At 54.7% G+C, this 17,788-nt stretch carries 14 protein-coding genes; 5 read left to right on the plus strand and 9 right to left on the minus strand.

Going from position 1 to position 17,788, the window contains the following annotated elements:
* Window positions 1-338 precede the first annotated feature (338 nt).
* Window positions 339-788, minus strand: a complete 450-nt coding sequence (locus LBW89_RS09785) for a V4R domain-containing protein (protein WP_148453138.1) — start codon at window positions 786-788, stop codon at window positions 339-341.
* A 319-nt stretch (window positions 789-1,107) separates the two neighbouring features.
* Here LBW89_RS09785 and LBW89_RS09790 point away from each other — a divergent pair, with 319 nt between their 5' ends.
* Complete coding sequence (locus tag LBW89_RS09790) at window positions 1,108-1,890, plus strand: Crp/Fnr family transcriptional regulator (protein WP_225039074.1); 783 nt, start codon at window positions 1,108-1,110, stop codon at window positions 1,888-1,890.
* 61 nt (window positions 1,891-1,951) lie between these two features.
* On the opposite strand, the gene abc-f is transcribed toward LBW89_RS09790, so the two are convergent.
* From abc-f to cidR, 7 genes are all read right to left on the minus strand, one after another.
* Window positions 1,952-3,838, minus strand: coding sequence for a ribosomal protection-like ABC-F family protein (abc-f, locus tag LBW89_RS09795; RefSeq protein ID WP_148453141.1), 1,887 nt, complete (start codon window positions 3,836-3,838; stop codon window positions 1,952-1,954).
* 407 nt (window positions 3,839-4,245) lie between these two features.
* The gene (locus LBW89_RS09800) at window positions 4,246-6,138 is read right to left on the minus strand and encodes an ABC transporter ATP-binding protein (RefSeq protein ID WP_148453145.1); all 1,893 of its coding nucleotides are present in this window, start codon (window positions 6,136-6,138) and stop codon (window positions 4,246-4,248) included.
* Window positions 6,135-7,862: an ABC transporter ATP-binding protein gene (locus LBW89_RS09805; RefSeq protein WP_148453148.1), complete on the minus strand. Its 1,728-nt coding sequence runs from the start codon at window positions 7,860-7,862 to the stop codon at window positions 6,135-6,137. Before LBW89_RS09805 ends, LBW89_RS09800 begins: the two co-directional genes overlap by 4 nt.
* 24 nt (window positions 7,863-7,886) lie before the next feature.
* The gene (locus LBW89_RS09810; RefSeq protein WP_225039169.1) at window positions 7,887-8,354 is read right to left on the minus strand and encodes a MarR family winged helix-turn-helix transcriptional regulator; all 468 of its coding nucleotides are present in this window, start codon (window positions 8,352-8,354) and stop codon (window positions 7,887-7,889) included.
* A gap of 177 nt (window positions 8,355-8,531) precedes the next feature.
* Window positions 8,532-9,296 (minus strand): delta-lactam-biosynthetic de-N-acetylase, encoded by a 765-nt coding sequence (gene pdaA, locus LBW89_RS09815; protein ID WP_148454483.1) that lies wholly within the window; start codon window positions 9,294-9,296, stop codon window positions 8,532-8,534.
* 196 nt (window positions 9,297-9,492) lie between these two features.
* Window positions 9,493-10,896 (minus strand): amino acid permease, encoded by a 1,404-nt coding sequence (locus LBW89_RS09820; RefSeq protein ID WP_148453154.1) that lies wholly within the window; start codon window positions 10,894-10,896, stop codon window positions 9,493-9,495.
* 115 nt (window positions 10,897-11,011) lie between these two features.
* Window positions 11,012-11,938, minus strand: a complete 927-nt coding sequence (gene cidR / locus LBW89_RS09825; RefSeq protein WP_211373306.1) for a cidABC operon transcriptional activator CidR — start codon at window positions 11,936-11,938, stop codon at window positions 11,012-11,014.
* 151 nt (window positions 11,939-12,089) lie between these two features.
* Here cidR and LBW89_RS09830 point away from each other — a divergent pair, with 151 nt between their 5' ends.
* Both LBW89_RS09830 and LBW89_RS09835 read left to right on the plus strand, forming a co-directional pair.
* Window positions 12,090-12,455 (plus strand): CidA/LrgA family protein, encoded by a 366-nt coding sequence (locus LBW89_RS09830; RefSeq protein ID WP_148454488.1) that lies wholly within the window; start codon window positions 12,090-12,092, stop codon window positions 12,453-12,455.
* Window positions 12,452-13,135 (plus strand): CidB/LrgB family autolysis modulator, encoded by a 684-nt coding sequence (locus LBW89_RS09835; protein WP_148453157.1) that lies wholly within the window; start codon window positions 12,452-12,454, stop codon window positions 13,133-13,135. The genes LBW89_RS09830 and LBW89_RS09835 overlap by 4 nt, the downstream gene beginning before the upstream one ends.
* A 1,064-nt stretch (window positions 13,136-14,199) precedes the next feature.
* Here LBW89_RS09835 and LBW89_RS09840 read toward each other — a convergent pair.
* A complete protein-coding gene (locus LBW89_RS09840; protein ID WP_148453160.1) occupies window positions 14,200-14,610 on the minus strand; it encodes an exosporium protein C in 411 nt (136 codons plus the stop codon).
* Between the two features lie 324 nt (window positions 14,611-14,934).
* On the opposite strand from LBW89_RS09840, the gene LBW89_RS09845 reads away from it, so the two are divergent.
* Window positions 14,935-16,317 (plus strand): MBOAT family O-acyltransferase, encoded by a 1,383-nt coding sequence (locus LBW89_RS09845; protein WP_148453163.1) that lies wholly within the window; start codon window positions 14,935-14,937, stop codon window positions 16,315-16,317.
* A 50-nt stretch (window positions 16,318-16,367) separates the two neighbouring features.
* Complete coding sequence (locus tag LBW89_RS09850; protein WP_148453166.1) at window positions 16,368-17,780, plus strand: stalk domain-containing protein; 1,413 nt, start codon at window positions 16,368-16,370, stop codon at window positions 17,778-17,780.
* Window positions 17,781-17,788: the final 8 nt, after the last annotated feature.

A 17,788-nucleotide genomic window follows, 5' to 3' on the forward strand; every position in this document is an offset into this window, starting at 1 on the left:
ATCGCTTCTTTCACAACTTTTAAACGTTTTTCTTCATTCAACCTTTTTCCCATACCGATCATCTCCCTTTGTCCTAAGTTTAAATTATTGGGCAGGGAGACTCCAGTTTAATTAGGGGGCCTTAGAGAATCTGCAGGTATTTCTACCGTTTTCCGAGGGAATAGGACGAATTGATGCAAAAGTGCAGGAATTTTGCCCTTTTTCCAGAGCATCGCATCTTTCACTCGGTAATTCCTGCAGATTTGCAGGAATTCCGCAATTCACGTCCCTTTCCCGAAAAAAACCTGCAGATTTGCAGGAATTTTGATCAGAAGTGTTCGGCAAACTCGCAAGTTACCTCAATAGATCCGCACCTCATATTCGCAGTGTTCGTCACCGCTTACGTTGCATTTGGTTTCCCTGACACTCACTTTTCGTTCCATAATGCGGCCCAGTGCTCCTTCGAGAATCGCTCCTTCCAGGTCACACACCTTTTTTCCCTCCATCAACGGTAATCCCTTGCAAAAACAGTCCTCCACCACGATCCGAATCAACTTGTCATCCCGATACACGATGCGCGGGAGTCCGATTTGCAGCGCGGCAAAATGGTCAAGCAGATCCTCCAGTGTACTTACCGGCAGACTCTCGCCGATTTTACGGCCGATGGATGCCGTCGTGCCCCTGCCTTCCAGCGGCAGCCCCTCACGCATCCCGATGAGTCGGATAGCCCGGAACAACTCAAGCGGTACCTCTTTCCCCAAGGTTTTTCTGTCGATTTTCCGCATATCCTCAAATGTAAAACGCTCCATGTTCATCCATCCTTTCATCTGCTAGGGAATGATCCGGGACTCGGAGTTCCGGGCGGTACTTCCCGTGACGGCACTTCTGGGTCTGTACTTTCCGGTCTGTACTTTCCGGTCGGCACTTCCGGGTCTGTACTTTCCGGTCGGTACTTTCCCGCCCGCCTCCTTCTCGCCCCCTTCTTCTCGCTGCCTCTATTTAACTTCACTCCATCAAAGAAATCCTTGATATGGGTCAATGAATATCCCTTAACTTTGTGATGATAGTCACAAGTCAAACACGGATCGGCTGATAGATTTAAGGAAAAGAAGACAATGGAGGCGATGAATGATGAATATGGTCTTTACTCACACGCCACCTGCCATAGCCGGCCCCTGCACCTCGGAGACCTCCTCGGCTTCCGCAATCTGCGCGCTCTCCCGTTCCTCCGGCCGTCCCGTACCTTCCTGCCTCTCCCGCGTCCCGGTCTTCAGCCAGCTACGGCCGGAGGAAGTCCATCTGCTTCACTCCGTCATGCGGCCCCGGCATTCGTCCAAAGGCGAGGTTATATTCCGGGAAGGAGACCGGTCGGATACCCTATACGTCCTGAGCCGGGGAGTCGTCAAGCTGACCAAGTTGGCGGACAACGGCAAGGAGCATATTTTGCGCCTGCTCTTCCCGGGCGACTTCTTCGGGCAGTTCTCGCTGCTGCAGGAAAAGCCTCACTATGCCAACGCAAGCACGGCCGACGAAGCCGATATCTGTCGGATTCATCGGGCGGATTTCCTGGAGGTGCTGCGTCGCAGCCCCGACACGGCAGCGCGGTTTATGAGCGCCTTGAGCTCGCAGTTGGAAGAGGCCGACAGTTGGGCCTCCGTGCTGACGCTGCTGGAAGCCGAGCGGCGGCTGGCCAAAATGCTGCTATATTTCCGGCAGAAAACTGATCCAAGTGCGAATGAATTCAAGCTGCCGGTCAGCAAAAAAGAGCTTGCGGGAGTGATCGGCGCCACGCCGGAAACCCTCAGCCGCAAGCTGGGACAACTGGCTGACGCGGGAATCGTGTCCGTCAGCCGAAGAGTGATCCGCATTCGGAAGGAGGCCGAATTGCGCCGCCTTGCGGGGGAGGACTAGCCCGCACCTCGCGGCCGGCTATGCCTGTCCCTCCTCCGCCAACCCGGGGAGGGCTAGCCCGCTATTCCTTCGCCAGCTCGGCGATCCGGTGCCGGAGGTCGCGGACTTCGGCCATCAGCCGTTCGCGCTCCTCGGCTTCCTCCGGCTCCGGGCTGCTCATCAGCGCGGTCAGCCGGAATCCGAGCTGTTCGCGCCGGTTCGCCCGGAGCTGTTCCTCCCCGCTCAAAGGCCGCTCCCGGCGGTCCGCTTCATATTCTTCGTAGGTCCCTTCGTAAAGACGAGGACCCGACGTTCCGCCGAGAAGAAGCAGCCGGTTCGCGGTCTTGCGGGCCAGATACCGGTCATGCGTGACCAGGATCATGGCCCCCGGGTAGCCTTCCAGCGCCTGCTCCACGCGTTCGCGGGTGTCTACGTCCAGATAGTTGGTCGGCTCATCCAGTACAAGCAGGTTGGCCTGGCCGAAAAACAGCTTAAGGAAAGCTACGCGGCATTTTTCGCCCATGCTGAGATCCCGGATCGTCTTAAATACATCCTCCCGCGAGAACAAAAAACAGCCCAGAATGGTGCGCGCATAGGACTGGGTCATCCCCGGCAGGACGAGCAGGCTGTCCAGAATCGTCATATCCTCGTCCAGGTCGTCGAGCTCCTGGGCGAAGTAGCCGATCCGGGTCTGCGGATGCGGGACGACGCGGCCCTCGGTCGGGACCAGCTGGCCCGTCATCAGCTTCAGCAGCGTCGATTTGCCGGACCCGTTCGGCCCCAGGACCGCGATGCGGTCGCCGCGGCGTACCGCAAGGTCCAGCCCGCTCACCAGCGGCTGCAGCGACTGCGTCGGCCGGACTGCACCGCCTTCATCGGCTTCCCCTTCTCGGGATGCGATCGCATAAGCGAAGCCGACGTTTTCGCAGCGAAGCAAGGTGGAAGCCTCAAACGCCGCTTCCTCGAGCCGCATCTTCAGCCCGGCCTTCTCGCGCGGCTTCTCCACGCCGTCCTTCTCCAGCCGCTGCAACGCGGTTTCTTTGGCGTGGAGGCGGGAGACGTTCTTTTTCGACTTCGCCCGTAAAAAGTCGTTCTGTCCCGCCGCATGGTGCGCCTGCTGAAACCACTCGGAGTAGCGCCGGATGCTCTCCAGCAGCTCCTCCCGCTCGCGTTCCTGTTTCTTGTACAGCGCCTCCTGGCTGCGAAGCTCCAGCTCCTTTTGATTTCGGAACTCCGTATATCCCCCCGGGTATATCCGGCACCCGTCCGGTTCCAGTTCCAGCACAGCCGTAGCCGTCCTGTCGATGAACGTCCGGTCATGGGAAACGTACAGAATCGTACCGGTATAATCCCGAGCCCATTCCTCCAGCCACAGCAAGGAGTCCGTATCCAGGTGATTGGTCGGCTCGTCGAGCAGCACGAACCGCGGCTCCCGGACCAAAATGGACGCCAGCTGAGCCCGGGTTTTCTGGCCCCCGCTAAGCGCGCTGAACGGGAGCGGCCATAGTTCGGGAGGAAGGTTCAGGCGGCCGAGCGTTTTTTCCACTTGGACCTCCCACGCGTAGCCGTCCAAAACCAAATAGCGTTCATACGCTTCGCTGTAGGATTCCAGCGAACCCGCCGTCCCCCCGTTCGCTCGCAATTCGGCTTGCAGTCGCTCCATTTCCCGCTTGACGGCATAGACTTCGCCGCATCCGACTTGAACAAATTCCAGAAGCGGACGGTCTTGCGACCCGTCCAGAACATGCTGGTCCAGCCAGCCCCATTCCCGGACGGGCAACAGCCGCTGAACTTCCCCTCCCTCAAAAGGGAGCCTTCCCAGCAATCCCTGGAGCAGCGAGGTTTTGCCGACGCCGTTGCGGCCGAACAACGCCAGCCGGTCTCCTTCCCGCACGTCAAAAGACACGTTCGAGAACAGCGTGGTGCCGTTCCACTCTTTTTGCAAATTTTTAGCTTTGAGTATAAACATAGGTCATTCCCCCATATCGTGATCTGTCGAAACACAAAAAAACCGCAGCCAGCGGCATACGGTTTTTGGATACGCGGAAATAGGGGGAAGCAGCGGCAGGCGGTCAGACCGCCCCCGTCATCTCCTGTTGTGACACAAAAAGATAGACCCCTATATGGACGCACGTATCCCTGACCGGCGCTGAGGATGCTGAAAATCTTCGCTTAAGCAGCCTCGAGCGCACCGCTAGCCTCGCCTGCTGAACAGGCGGTGATGGTTAACTAGTCAGGAATTCCGTGCTTAGTTCATCGTCCAGGGGTCCTCCGTTAATTCTCTAAGTTTAATATGCGTTTATTATAAAGTGCCACTGCACTCATTTCAAGTTTCTTCCACCAGCTCTGCAAAAAAGAGCGGGAAGAGAGTCCGGTTTACCCGGCCTCCTGATCCATGCCGCCTTTCGAGAACTGACTGTTGTACAGATCGGCGTAAAATCCGCCCTGTTCAAGCAACTGCTCGTGCGTCCCCTGCTCGATCACCGTACCGTGATTCATCACGAGAATGAGATCGGCATCCCGGATCGTCGACAGCCGGTGGGCGATAACAAAGCTCGTTCTGCCTTTCATCAGCTCATTCATCGCTCTCTGGATGTAAACCTCCGTCCGCGTATCGACGCTGCTGGTCGCTTCGTCGAGAATCAGAATCGCCGGGTCGGCCAGGATCGCCCGTGCGATCGTTAGCAACTGCTTCTGGCCTTGCGAAATGTTCGACGCTTCTTCATTCAGCACCGTGTCATAGCCCCCGGGCAGCGTGCGGATGAAGTGGTCGGCATGGGCCGCCTTGGCGGCTTGCACCACCTCTTCTTCCGTAGCACCCTCCCGGCCGTAGGCGATATTTTCACGGATCGTACCGTTGAACAGCCAGGTGTCCTGAAGCACCATACCGAACAGGCTGCGCAAATCGCCGCGCTTCATTTCGGTAATGTTCACGCCATCGATGGTGATCGCGCCGCCTTTCACTTCGTAGAAACGCATCAGCAGGTTAATCAGCGTCGTTTTGCCCGCCCCTGTCGGTCCGACAATGGCGATGGTTTGTCCAGGGGATACGCGGATGTTCATATCCTCGATCAAGCTCTGATTCGGCTCATAGCCGAATTTCACATGATCGAACACGACATTCCCCTTCGGCTCCTCGATCCGGGCCGGCTTCGCGGCTTCCGGCGTCTCCTCGGCCTCGTCCAATATTTCAAACACGCGTTCCGCCGAAGCCACGGTGGATTGAATAATATTGGCGATGTTCGCGGTCTGGGTGATCGGCATCGTAAACTGCCGGGCATATTGGATAAACGCCTGCACATCGCCGATCTTGATCGTCTGTTTGGTGACGAGAATGCCGCCGACTACCGAGATGAGCACATATCCGATGTTGCCGATAAAGCTCATGATCGGCATGATGACGCCGGAAATAAACTGCGCCTTCCAGCCGGCCTCGTACAGCCGGCCGTTGATTTCATCGAATTGCTGCTGCGATTTGCGCTCGCGGCCGAACACTTTAATGATCTTGTGCCCGGTGTACATTTCCTCGACGTGACCGTTCAGTTGGCCCAGCTCTTTTTGCTGCCGGACGAACTGTTTCTGCGACCGCTTGGCGATCGAGGTGATCGCGAGCACGCTGACCGGCAAAGTCAGGATTGCGATCAAGGTCAGAAGCGGGCTGATCGTCAGCATCATCACGATAACGCCGATGATCGTCAGGATCGAAGTGATCAACTGGGTCAAACTCTGCTGCAAGGTGTTGCTGATATTGTCCACATCATTCGTAACCCGGCTCAGAATTTCCCCGTGCGTCCGGGCATCGAAGTATTTCAGAGGCAGCTTGTTCAGTTTCCCGTTGACGTCCTGGCGCAAATCGTAGACGGTCTTCTGGGCCACGCCGGCCATTAAGTACTGCTGGACATAGCTGAACAAGGAACTGAGTAAATACAGACCAATCAGATACAGAACGATTTCCCAAATATATTGAAAATCGATGCTTGCCCCGGGAATTCCCTGTAGCTTGCCGTATATCCCTTCAAACAGCTTCGTTGTCGCCTCCCCCATCACTTTGGGGCTGACGATACTAAAGATCGTGCTTAGTACGGCCATCGCCAAAACGGCGATGAGCTGCAATTTATGGGGACGCAAATAACGGATCAGCCGCTTTAACGTCCCCTTGAAGTCCTTGGCCTTCTCCACCGGCATCGCCATGCCCGGTCCGCCAGGCCCATGGCCCCCGCGTCTTCCTCCGCTGCGCTGCGGCATCTTTTCCGATTGTTCCCGGCTCATGCGATCTCCTCCTCCGAAAGCTGCGAATACACGATTTCCCGGTAAACATCGCAGGTTTCCATCAGTTCGCGATGCGTGCCGATCCCGGCGATCCGGCTCTCGTTCATGACGATGATCCGGTCCGCATCCATGACGGTGCTGACGCGCTGCGCCACGATAATGACCGTCGATTCGCGGGTTTCCTCCTTCAAAGCGGCGCGCAGCTTGGCATCGGTTTTAAAATCGAGCGCCGAGAAACTGTCGTCGAAAATGTAAATTTCCGCGCCCCGCACCAGCGCGCGTGCGATGGACAACCGCTGCTTCTGTCCGCCCGACACATTCGTGCCGCCTTGGGCGATGACGGAGTCATATCCGTTCTCCATTCCGCCGATAAAATCGGCGGCTTGGGCGATTTCGGCCGCGTGCCGCACTTCCTCGTCCGTGGCGTCCTCTTTGCCGTAACGGATATTTTCCCGAATCGTTCCCGAAAACAGGACGGCCTTCTGCGGCACGAATCCGATCTTGGAGCGGAGATCCGCCTGCGTCATCTCCCTGACGTCCACCCCGTCGACCAGCACCTGGCCGCTCTCGACGTCGTAGAACCGCGGGATCAGGCTGATGAGCGTCGATTTGCCCGAGCCCGTTCCTCCGATGATCGCCGTGACTTCTCCGGGGCTGGCGCTAAAGGAAATATGCTGCACCGCCGGTTCCTCAGCCCCCGGATAACTGAAGGTCACATCGCGGAATTCCACATAGCCTTTGCGGGACTCCGGCGTTTTCGTTACCCCCGTGTCCTTGATGATCGGCGCCATTTCCAGCACTTCATTGATCCGTACCGCCGAAGCTGAAGCCCGGGGCACCATGACGAACATCATGGACACCATAATCAAAGAGAACATGATTTGCATCGCATACTGCAAAAAGGCCATAAGATCGCCGACCTGCATGTGGCCCGCATCGATTCTCAACCCGCCGAACCAGATGATCGCGACGGAGGACACGTTCATGACCAGCATCATCACCGGCATCATGAACGCCATGATTTTGTTGACCTTGATCGACGTCTCCGTCAAGTCGGCGTTCGCCGCTTCAAAGCGTTTCTCCTCATGCTGGATCCGGTTGAAAGACCGGATAACCCGAATCCCGGTCAACGCTTCGCGCATGACCAGATTGAGGCGGTCAATCTTCTTCTGGATCGCCTTGAACAGCGGGATACCTTTGCCGGCAATCAGGAAAATCGCTCCCGCAAGCACGGGCATGATGACAACGAAGATCAGCGACAGTTTCGCATCCTTGGATACCGCCATAATGATCCCGCCGATACACATCATCGGCGCCATGACCATCATCCGCAGCATCATGATCAGCACCTGCTGGACCTGGGTAATATCGTTCGTGGTCCGGGTAATCAGCGAGGCTGTCCCAAGTTTATCGAACTCCTCCAGGGAAAAGTTGGTCACGTGACCGAATACCTTGGCCCGCAGGCTCATCCCGAATCCGGAAGCCGCTTTGGATGAATAATAGCTGGCCGCGATCGAACAGGCCATGCCTCCAAGCGCTACCAACAGCATAAATAGACCCACTCGCCAGATGTACGGCGTGTCGCCCTTGACGACCCCGGTGTCCACGATATCGGACATCAGCGTCGGGAGGTACAGTTCGGAGAGCGTTTGAAAAAATACGAACACCAATACGGCCGCCACCAGCCACCGGTATGGTTTCAAATGTCGGAAAAGCTTGATCATTCCCCATCATCTCCACTTTTATCTTTAAATTTCGGATTGCTCCGTCTCCCGCTTATGCTTCTCCTCCAAAAAGCGGTATACGAGTTCCAGCAAATCGGCCAGTTGATCGCTCCGGGCTTCGCCTAAATAATCGTACAATTCCTTGAAGTGACGAATGTACACCTCCCGGCTTTCCCGGCGGATTCGCACCCCCTTCTCCGTAAGCCTAACCCGGACGACCCGCCGGTCTTCCTCGTCATGCGAACGGACGATCAGGCCATTGGACTCCAGACTGCGGACGAGCGGAGTCACGGTGGGGGGGCTGACCCGCATCAACTCGCTGATTGCCGAGATGGTGACGCCCCGCGCGTCGTCGAGGCACCCTTTTTCAATCATGGAAAGAACGCGGAGCTCGCTGGGTTTGTAACCCTCGAGGACCTTCTTGTGCCAGTCCGCCCTCCTGAAACGGGCAATCGACTCCATCAGTCGCTGGGCTCCCGGTTCACCGCCCATATTCACTTGATCCCTCCTAATATTTATACAGTTTAATATTTAGCTTTAATATTTATTAGCAAACCTAATTATAGGAGCCGCCAAGTGTAAAGTCAAGAAGCCTGATTTTTCCGTTCAATATAAAAAAACCGCTTGGAGCGCGGAGTTGAAGGGTCTCCGGCTCAAGCGGTCGATGATTTAGCGGGTAGGTTGTCCGGGCGATGCGGGAGATGGTTTCTCCTTCCGGCTGCGCATCAGATCGTCCAGGCTTCGGAACTCATAACCCTGGCGTCTGGCTTCATCGATGATCGCCCCCAACGCGGCGGCGTTATCCTTGGACACCGAGTGCAGCAGGATCACCGCCCCGGGATGCAGCTGATCGATGACTTTGCGGTAAGCGTAAGGCGCTCCTTTCTGGTCGTTCACATCCCAGTCTTTGTAAGCGATCGACCAAAAGACGTTCGTATACCCAAGTTCCCTGGTGACCCTGAGCACACGTTCGCTGAAAATCCCCCGCGGCGGCCGGAGATAGGCCATGCGATCCGTTCCCGTCAACTTGGCGGAAGCCTGCTTTACGCGATCCAGTTCGTCCTTGATTTGACTGTCGGAAATCGTCGTCATGTCCGGATGACTCCACGAATGATTTCCCACCAGATGGCCTTCCGCGGCCATACGTTTCACAAGCTCCGGCTGATCCTTTACATAATGGCCTGTAATAAAGAAGACGGCCGGCACCTTTTTCGCCTTCAAGGTATCCAGAATCGGCGCCGTATATCCGTTCTCGTACCCGTTGTCGAAGGTCAGGAACAGATCTTTGCGGGTCGTGTCGCCGAGAAAGATCGCCCCGTGTTTATCCACGATCGCTTTAAACCCCTCTTGGTCAATAGAAGGAAGTTGTCCGCCGACGCTCTTTTTGAAGCCAAAATGAAAAGGCGTATCGGCAGAGGCCGCAAGAACCGCCATGCTATCCGATTTGGCGGACGTGGCCGGGACTTCAGCGCCATGCGCATCCGCAACCCCTCCGCTCAACGGGCTTAGAAGAAAAGCGGCGAGCAGCCCCAAAATCAAGGAATCCTTCATAAGGAAAGTTCTCTCCTTCATCTTCTTGGAATGTTCGTACCTCCGCTTTAATTTCAACCGTTTTCTACCGGAATATGCATTAATCCGCCGGCTTGTCCGCCAAACGGCTGTGTCTGCGTCCATAGGCAAAATAAACGATCAACCCCAGCGCCATCCAGATGAGAAAAGCGATCCAGGTGATTTGCGGCAGATTGATCAGCAAATACGCGCAGGATACCACCGCGAGAAGCGGAATCCAAGGCACGAGCGGCACCTTGAACGCACGCGTCAGATCCGGACGGGTCTTACGCAAAATCATCACCCCGGCCGAAACGGAGATGAACGCAAACAACGTTCCGATGCTGACCAGATCCGCCAGCTTGTTCAGCGGAATCAGCCCCGCGAATACGGCGACGGCAATGCCGGTCGTCCAGGTGCTCACCGAGGGTGCCCCGGTTTTCGGGTGCAGCCGGGACAGCTTCTCCGGAAGCAGGCCGTCGCGGCCGATCGCGAAGAAGAGCCGTGCCTGCCCGAACAGAAGAACGAACAGCACCGTGGTAATCCCGACGATGGCCCCCAGCGAGATAAAGCCCGCCACCCAGTTCTGATGAATAAACTGCAGGGCGAAAGCGACCGGATTTTTGACATCGAGCATGGTATAAGGGACCATTCCCGTCAGTACGGCTGTTACCGCAATATACAGAATGGAGCACACGACAAGCGACCCGATGATCCCCCTCGGCAGATCTTTTTGCGGGTTTCTCACCTCTTCGGCGGCCGTCGCCACAACGTCAAAGCCGAGATAAGCCAGAAATGCGGTGGCCGCCCCGGTCACGACGCCCCCGAAGCCGAACGGCATGAACGGCGTCCAGTTGGAAGGTTTGATATAAAAGGCGCCGATGACGACGAACAGGATAATGACGGCCACCTTTACGAGCACCATCAGCGAATTGAGCCGCGATGACTCCTTGGCTCCCCGCGATACGATATACGTCAGCAGAAGCACGATGACCACGGCGGGCAAATCCAAATAGGTGCCGGCTCCGGGATTCAAGGCGCTGCTGAGCGCCTTCGGAATTTCTATGCCGAATCCGGCGAGAAGCCCCTGGACGTAGCCGGACCAGCCGCTGGCGACCATCGAGGCCGCAAAGCCGTATTCCAGAATCATATCCCAGCCCAGGACCCAGGCGATAATCTCGCCGAAAGTCGCGTAGCTGTAGGTGTAGGCACTCCCCGACACGGGAACCATCGAGGCGAATTCCGCATAGCACAACGCGCAAAAGGCGCAGAGGATTCCCGCCAGCAAAAAGGACAGGATCAGTCCGGGCCCGGCGTGCTTGGCGGCGGCCACCCCGGTAAGCACGAAAATCCCCGTCCCCACCACGCAGCCGACGCCGAGCATCGTAAGATCGAACGCACCGAGTTCTTTCCGCATTCCCCGGGAACCTTCCGCCGCCTTTTCTTGTAGCATGAATGCAATTGATTTTTTTCTGAACACGCTCATTCAGGTTCTATCCCCTATAAAACGAATTTAAAAATCACATTCAGCTATTATATAAAAACTAGACTGGTATGGATAGTTCGGATTGCATGGGTAGTTTATCCAATAGATGAACATTCTATGGTTTTTTGCTCCGGCGCATTTCCCCCGAACCGCTTGAAGGGGAAGAGAGAACCTCTTGCGCAAAGCGGATCCACTCCCGGGTCGCGAACGACAAATAGCGGTCTTCCCGCCAAACTAGACCCAGCTTCCAGGGAATGACCGGATGAATCAAGGATAAGATCCGCACGCGTTCTTCATCGATTTCCCGGCAGATCGTTTCCGGCAATAGCGTGATTCCCAGCCCGACCGCCACCATTTCGCTAATTAAATCCCATTGCGAGCTTTCGTATATGACTCGGGGCTGAAAACCCGCCTTCTTGCATTCGCCGATAATCCGGTCATGCAGCGTAAAGTCCTCGCGGAACAGGACGAATCCTTCCTCGGCCAGTTCGTGCAATTCAACGCGCTTCCTGTCGGCCAGAGGATGATCCGTCGGCACGACGAGCTTCAGTTTCTCTTCCACAAAAGGGAAGCTGCTCAGCCCCTCTTGTACCGTGGGGAGCACAACCACGCCGACCTCCAACAGCCCGTCCGCCACATCGGACTCGACCTTTTTCGCCCCGTCCTCAAACAATTGGATCGTAATCTCCGGGTAGCGCTGATGAAACTGGCCGATGACCCGCGGAAAAAAACTCGAGCCAACCATCGGCGGAAGGCCGATCCGGATATGGCCTCTTTTCAGATTGCGCAGATCGTCCAGTTCGGCCGTCAAGTTTTGAAAAGAAGCGACGATTTGCTGGGCCTGGGCCACGATCAGCTGCCCCGCATCGGTCAGTTCGACCCTTTTTCCGACCCGGTCAAACAGGACCACCCCGAGCTCCTCCTCCATTCCTTTGATCGTTTTGCTGATCGAAGGCTGCGTAATATAAAGGGCGTCGGCCGCTTTTGTGAAGCTCTTGAGCCGGGCCACCTCAATCAGGCACTGCATTTGCCGTACATCCACCGTTAACCAGCTCCTTTTCCCCGCTTTTTCCATAACCATATGGAATCTCATCCATTCAGTATATTCATTTTACTCATGAAAGCAATTGATGTAATATTTCATTACCAACTTTACAACAAGAAAGGAGCCACACAGCGTGGGAAATCTAAAAATGATCGGCCGCATTGTGCTGCAAATCGCCGTTCTCATTCTGTTCTCTCTGGGCATGAACTTCCTTGCGCAGGCGCTTCATTTGCCGATTCCGGGCTCCATACTGGGCATCGTTATTTTGTTTGCTTTATTGAAGACGGGCGTCATCAAACTGGCCTGGATCGAGCAAGGGGCCAATTGGCTGCTTGCTGAATTGCTGCTGTTCTTCATTCCGGCCGCGGTCGGCGTGATGAAATACATTCCGCTGCTGGAACACGACGGGGTCCGGATTCTGACCGTCGTCATTCTCAGCACGTTGACCGTTATGGTCAGCTCGGGGCTGATCGCCTCGCGCATCGCCAAAAGAAAGGAGCATAAACCGTCATGATTCAAGGCTGGATTTGCCTGTTCGTCACCCTCGCCGTCTATGTCGTATCCAAGCAAATTTACCGCATACGGCCGCGGGTTTATTTGTCCCCCTTGTTGATTACGCCGCTCGTGCTGGTGATCGGTCTGCTCTGGATCGACGTTCCTTACGAAACCTATCACTCCGGGGGGAAATGGCTCAGCGCCATGCTGCAGCCGGCGACGATCGCATTCGCCGTTCCCCTTTACAAATACTATAATGTCCTGAAAAAACACGCCGTCGAGATTCTCGTCAGCGTGCTGACCGGCTCCGTCGTCGCCATGTGCACCTCGGTGATCCTGGCGGAGTGGATGCATCTCGACAACCGGTTGATCAGCAGCCTCGTTCCCCGCTCGGTCACAACCCCGATCGCCATGAACGTGTCCCAGGTCATCGGAGGCGTCCCGAACATTACGGCCGTCTTCGTGATTATCACCGGCCTGCTGGGGGCTATGCTGGGACCGCTGGTCGTCAAAATGTTCCGCATCGAAGGCGAGGTTGCCCGCGGCGTCCTCTTCGGCACCAGCGCCCACGGAACCGGTACATCCAAGGCGTTTGAGCTCAGTTCGCTCACGGGCACGATCTCCAGCATCTCGATGATTTTGGCCGCCCTGTTCACGCTGGGCGTAGCCCCGATCCTGATTTCCGTACTGATTCGTTAAGTACGGTCAACCCTAACCCCGGTTTCCTCCTAATGTTCACATATAGATTTCTCTTATGGACCCTGCCTTTCGGCGGGGTCGATTTTTATTTTGGGCTTTAGCCAGTTGAGCTCGCGAAGCGTGCGAAACAAAAACCACCTGTCTGTGCGGGTGGTGTAGTGATGCTTGTAGCAAAAAAGCCTAGTGTGCTTTCAGCTTCCAACTCCAAAAAGATGCAAATCTGCAGGTATTTAGGCCGATCCCCGCGGGGGAAGACGAAAAAGATGCAAATCTGCAGGAATTTCCAGCGAATTTAGTGAAACGATCCGGTTTCGTCGAAAATTCCTGCAGATTTGCAGGGATTTTGAAATTTTGAGTCCAAACAGGAAAAAAACATGCAGATATGCAGGAATTTTATGTTATCAAGGTTGTTTGACGAGGTATTAGGGGTTTAGTAATAATCGCACCCTTCCGGGGTAGTCAAAAGCCGCAACGGCATAGTAGCTTGAACGCAGCGAAAGCAAGCGCCTTTAGACGCGAGCCGCTAATAAAGGCTTATAGCCTTAGACAAACCACCCGTTTGACGGGTGGTTATGATCCGTCCGCTATAATAGCGGCGATTCGGGCTGCTATTATAACGGGCGGCAAGTGAGATTGCGGAGTCGGCAGCACCATGTCAGGTTTAATGCAACGCCAGTGCGCTTTTCCCTAAAATAAAGCCCCAAAGGACCTCTATTTCTCAGCGAAGGGACGAATTCGACAAAATCACGCCTCAAAAAGCCCTTATCCACCCACCCGGCTTCTAAGAGAGGCGGTTACGGCTTTAGACCCTTCGGGTTAATGCAACGCCAGTGCTTTTTTTACCGCTATTATCCCTTGAGAGCTGGAATCCGCCACAATAGCGCCTATAAATGCCGCTATTACAGTGCGGCTAGCCATTTCGGCGAAGGGCACCGGCAGAACTGCATCTTTCCCGTTCGAGATAAGCTTGCGATATGTACCCGTCAAGGAATACAAAAAAACGCAGGGACCGCGCTTAAAAGCGCGGCCCTGCGATAGCGGTCCTTCGCGATCCGGTTGTTCGATTAAGCTGTAGCCAAAGCGGTAAAGACGATCGGGCCGATGACTCTGGCTTGAGTTCCCGCCGCCAGGTTTTCCACGGACAGCACATAGTCATGAACCCCCGGGGCTACATTCACGTCAGCGGCAATCAGGGAGGTGAGGTTCACATTTTCAAAGTCGGTTTCAACCGCTTGAACCGCATAATAAATCTCGTGGCCATCCCGGAAAATGCGGAAAAGCACTCTCGGAATTCCCGTGATTCCCTGCAACCCTACTGTAGCGTCCAACTGTACCTTGTTCGCCGGGCGGTTTGCGGGGATGGTGACTCTCACTAGGGCAATCCCTTGCCCCGCCGGCGTCTGCGGCACGTTGATGGCGGCACCGTTCGTAATCGGGGTGGGCACGTTAACGACATGATCCAAAAGCTCTGCCATTCTTTCTTCAACTCCTTCCTGGAATTACTACATTCTATGAAGGGCTGCTAGATTAGGAATGGACGAGTTGACTGATATATTTGCATATTTTCATGATTTAATAGACTCCTGCGTTTATGGGACTATCATGCAATCTTAATGTTCGCTTTCCTTCACAAAGTTCGCACTTTTTTTAAAGAAAAAGGGAACTTTTTGCGGACTTTTTTTGTCTAATTATATGTATCGCTCCCGTGGAAGCCCCGTACATTGTCGAATCGGGCCAACTAGGGTATGATCATATTATTTGGGTGTGACTTTTATTCCAGTAAAGAGGTGTGCTAAGGTTTGCTTTTTAACTCTTACGAATTTTTATTCGCCTTTTGGCCCATTACCTTTGTCGTCTACTTCTTAATGAACCGTTTTTGTCCGCCTATTGCGGGGAAAGTCTGGCTCGCGGCTGCTTCTCTCTTCTTCTATTCCTGGTGGAGTATCAAGTCGCTGCCTTTGATTCTCGCTTCGATCGCTTTTAACTACATCATGGGGCGGAGCATCAGCCACGCCCGGCAATTACGAACGCGCAAGCTGCTGCTTACGTTGGCGATCGTCGGGGACGTTCTTTTCCTGGGCTACTATAAGTATGCCGACTTCCTGATCAGTAACGTAAACTCGCTGTTTTCCGCGCAGATCGATTTGCTCCGGCTCGCACTGCCGCTTGGCATCAGCTTCTTTACCTTTACGCAAATCGCCTACTTGGTCGATGCTTATCGGGGAACGGCCAAAGAATACAGCATCGTTAACTATGTTCTGTTCGTCACCTTTTATCCGCATCTGATCGCCGGACCTATTCTGCATCATAAAGAGATGATGCCTCAGTTCGACCGCGCCCGCAGCAAAGTGATTATTCCCGGCAATGTCGCCCGGGGGTTGTTCATCTTCTGTATCGGTCTGTTCAAAAAAGTGGTGATTGCCGACACGCTGGCGCCGATCGCCACGCAGGGCTTTGACGTATCGACGAACCTGAGTCTGGTGGAAGGCTGGACGACTTCGCTGGCCTACACGATGCAGCTCTACTTCGACTTCAGCGGTTATTCCGACATGGCGATCGGGATAGCGCTGCTCTTTAATATCAAGCTGCCGATCAACTTTAATTCGCCGTACAAGGCCGTCAGCATCCAGGACTTCTGGCGCCGCTGGCATATGACCCTGAGCCGTTTTCTTAGAGACTATATTTACATCCCCCTGGGCGGTAACCGCAAAGGGCATTTCCGTACCTATTTCAATCTGGTGGCCACCTTCGTCATCGGCGGGATTTGGCATGGAGCCGGCTGGACCTTCATCGCATGGGGGCTTTTGCACGGGATCGCTCAGGTGATTCAGCGGCTGTGGAAAAAAACCGGCATCGTCCTCCCGCACTGGGTCGCCTGGTTTATTACCTTCATGTTTATCAACTTCAGCTGGGTGTTCTTCCGCGCCAAGGATTGGGACGATGCGCTCAAAGTGCTGCGGGGAATGTTCAATTTCGGCCACATCGGCGTGTCCACGACGCTGCTGGGACAAGTCGCCCTGGTCGGCGCCGCCATACTGGTTGCCGTGTTCGCCCGTAATTCGATGGAGATGAAGATGAAATTCCGGCCCAACGTCCGATATGCCGCGTTCATCGCGTTTCTGTTCGTTTTTTCGGTGCTCTACTTTAACCAGGTCAGCGAATTCTTGTACTTCACTTTTTAATGCCGTCGGGACGTATAAATTCTCTGTGATTCAGAAAGGGAGATCACCTCTTGAAGAACTTGCGTTTTATTGGTACGTTTCTGGCCTTTGTGCTGCTGTTTGGGGCCATTGTCGGAACGTTTGTCTTTGCCGTGGATCCTCTGCAATTCTATCGGAAGGCTTCTTACCCGCCTCTCTTTTCGCGGGAGCAGCGCTATCAGAACCCGGGCCTGGCCAAAAATTACGATTATAATATGATTATCATCGGCAGTTCCATGACCGAAAATTTTCTCCCCACCGAGGTTGGCAAAAAACTGGGCGGGGACGTGCTCAAGCTCTCCACGGAAGGATCGACCGCCAAAGAGCAGCGGATGATGGCCGACTTGGCCGTAGGGACGGGACAGGTCAAAAAAATCCTCTGGGGGCTGGACTACTTCTCCCTCCGCGAAAATTCCGTAAGGGACGAAGCGTCCTTTCCGTTCTATCTGTATGATGACAATGTGCTGAACGATTATAAATACATTTTTAACATTTCGAACGTAAGACATGCCTTCGGCGCCTTGTTCCTGCCCAAAGACCAGAAGCCGCAGTACCGTAATTTGGAGACGCTCAACAACTGGAGCTACATGTCTTCCTACGGAGCCAAAAAGGTTATGGCCAAATGGAAGGAAGCTTGGCTTGCCGAACAGACCTCCGGCACTAGCGAGCCTTCGCTCGACCTCGTCAAGGAGAGATTTCATGAGAACATTCTCAGTTTGGTAAAGGCGCATCCCGAAATCGAATTTATTTTCTATTATCCGCCGTACTCCGTCATCCGCCAGCAGGTTTGGTACAGTCTGAACCCGCAGCGTTTCGCGAATCAGCAGGAAATGAAAGTCTATATGTACGAGCAGTTAAGCGCATTTGACAATGTCAGCATCCATGATTTCCAAAGCGACAGCTCCATAACTTACGACCTTACGAAGTACAAGGACCTGTCTCACCACTCGGGATCGATCAATCAGCGGATCGTCGATGAAATTGTCGGGGGGACGCATAAAGTGACCGCCTCCAATCTGGAGCGGTTTAATCAGGACTTGGAGCGGCAGGTAAGCACTTTGGTCATCAATGAGAACGGACCGATTTTCTCGCTGACGATCACGGTGAACGGGCAGCCGGCCACCTTCGGCCAAGTCCCGACGACTTCCAAAGACCAGGTGCGGGTTCCGTTGAAAGATTTTGCCGAGGGGATCGGAGCGGAGTTCGATTACGACACCGGTACCAAAGAAGCGACCCTTATCAAGGGAGGGAACAAGCTTGTGTTCAGCGTGGGAGATCCCATCGCCAGTCTGAATGGACAAGCTGTTGAGCTGAAGTCACCGGCGGTTATCGTTAAGGAGCGGTTGGTCGGACCGGTGAAGCAAATCACCGAACTGCTGGGCGGCCATGTGACCGAAACGGAAACGGACGGTCCGTACTTCCTTAATTACGATTTGTCTTTCTAAAAAGATAG

The organism is Paenibacillus sp. alder61, assembly GCF_020179875.1.
Taxonomy (GTDB): Bacteria; Bacillota; Bacilli; order Paenibacillales; family Paenibacillaceae; genus Fontibacillus; species Fontibacillus faecis.

Excerpts from the sequence above, each read along its gene's own strand:
- LBW89_RS09785 (WP_148453138.1), bottom strand. The coding sequence starts at position 788 with ATGGAGCGTTTTACATTTGAGGATATGCGGAAAATCGACAGAAAAACC.
- LBW89_RS09790 (WP_225039074.1), top strand. The coding sequence starts at position 1,108 with ATGATGAATATGGTCTTTACTCACACGCCACCTGCCATAGCCGGCCCC.
- abc-f (WP_148453141.1), bottom strand. The coding sequence starts at position 3,838 with ATGTTTATACTCAAAGCTAAAAATTTGCAAAAAGAGTGGAACGGCACC.
- LBW89_RS09800 (WP_148453145.1), bottom strand. The coding sequence starts at position 6,138 with ATGAGCCGGGAACAATCGGAAAAGATGCCGCAGCGCAGCGGAGGAAGA.
- LBW89_RS09805 (WP_148453148.1), bottom strand. The coding sequence starts at position 7,862 with ATGATCAAGCTTTTCCGACATTTGAAACCATACCGGTGGCTGGTGGCG.
- LBW89_RS09810 (WP_225039169.1), bottom strand. The coding sequence starts at position 8,354 with ATGGGCGGTGAACCGGGAGCCCAGCGACTGATGGAGTCGATTGCCCGT.
- pdaA (WP_148454483.1), bottom strand. The coding sequence starts at position 9,296 with ATGGCGGTTCTTGCGGCCTCTGCCGATACGCCTTTTCATTTTGGCTTC.
- LBW89_RS09820 (WP_148453154.1), bottom strand. The coding sequence starts at position 10,896 with ATGAGCGTGTTCAGAAAAAAATCAATTGCATTCATGCTACAAGAAAAG.
- LBW89_RS09830 (WP_148454488.1), top strand. The coding sequence starts at position 12,090 with ATGATCGGCCGCATTGTGCTGCAAATCGCCGTTCTCATTCTGTTCTCT.
- LBW89_RS09835 (WP_148453157.1), top strand. The coding sequence starts at position 12,452 with ATGATTCAAGGCTGGATTTGCCTGTTCGTCACCCTCGCCGTCTATGTC.
- LBW89_RS09840 (WP_148453160.1), bottom strand. The coding sequence starts at position 14,610 with ATGGCAGAGCTTTTGGATCATGTCGTTAACGTGCCCACCCCGATTACG.